Here is a 1,253-nt window from a genome sequence, read left to right as displayed (position 1 = left end):
AGCGCAAAAACTGCTGCAGATGGAGCGCCAGCAGGCGCGCACTGAGATCCTTAACGGTCTGATAAAGATGTACAGCAAGGATGAGCTGGAGGCCATGGGACACCTGGCGCTAAAGCGACAGGTTGATCAGCGCTATCACGCCCTGCGTAAACTGGCCACGTCAGCCCCACCAGATACCCCATAACCCCCTCTCTTTTGCCCGGCTTTCCGCCCTCCCGCCATTGATGCGCTTGATTGCGTAGGCCTCGGCACGTCCACTATTCCTGAATTGACTCTTAGGCGCCATTTTTCTGCGAGCCAGTCCGTCAAACCGACTGCGGGTGCAAGGATCTGGCCAGTCGTTGCGAGTTTTCCACAGATAGATGCAAATACCTTATGAAGACAAATGCCTACTAAGGATTACATGCAAAGTAACTGTAACTTCATTTAGACCTAAAAAGACCTTACAAGAGCTCTGCTCTGTGGATAATGCCTTCACTTGCAGCGGGTAAACCCGCGCCGTTCAGAAACGGCGCAAGCGCCTTAAAAGTAGCTCCCGCCAACGGCGGGCAAAAATCACGAAACTAACCCATACACTTTATCAAAACTCAGCCACCGCAAAGCCTCCCCGACCCGGGCCTAAAGGCCCGGAACAGAGTGGCTTTAAGATGGATGCTGTAACAAACTATCGAGTCGTTGTAAAAACTATCGCTGAAAGTTTCATATACACGCTCGTAAGCGGCCCTACCGGCCCGCTAACGCGGAGCTACGCCCCGGCTGCGGCTACGCCTTGCCGTGACCACTCCGACCGCGCAAAAATAGTTTTGTGGCGCTATTAGTGGGATTGGCTCTACAGGGCGGGGGATGGGATAGGCAAAACCTATCAGAACTGGGCGGCTATGCCGCGCGACCGGCGACCCTTATCATCTGAGTTCTTTATAGCCATGTTTGTCGCCTTCATGCGCTAACGCGCATTGAACCCAAAGCTTTCATGCCGGGTGAGCCGAAACGGTCGTCGCCCTGCCGGGTGTGAAAAACAATATTATAAAGATATAATATGACAAAATGTCATATTTTAAGTGTGTGGATGAGCGATGACAGGATTCGAGTTGAAACTTTGGCGGACAGGACTTGGCTGGACACAGGAGCGGGCGGCGGAGGAGTTTGGTATCTCGATGGTTAGGAATCTGGATCGCGTTTTTTCGGAGCGACTGGCCATGAACGTCGGCGTACAACAGCCCCTGATGACGTGGGGCTGTGCAGATTTATGGGTA

General features: G+C 52.8%; 1 protein-coding gene and 1 pseudogene. Both read left to right on the top strand.

What is annotated here, in order from left to right; all coding sequences use genetic code 11:
- A partial coding sequence (locus A6U95_RS26875) for a RepA family replication protein (protein WP_275505127.1) occupies positions 1–184 on the top strand: 184 nt, incomplete at its 5' end.
- A gap of 889 nt (positions 185–1,073) precedes the next feature.
- Positions 1,074–1,253: pseudogene (locus A6U95_RS31645) on the top strand (hypothetical protein); the annotation flags it as partial.

The sequence above is a fragment of the Serratia sp. 14-2641 genome (assembly GCF_001692375.1).
Lineage (GTDB): Bacteria > Pseudomonadota > Gammaproteobacteria > Enterobacterales > Enterobacteriaceae > Chania > Chania fonticola_C.
Note: the sequence above shows the minus strand (reverse complement) of the source record. Positions and strands in the feature narration are given on the sequence as shown.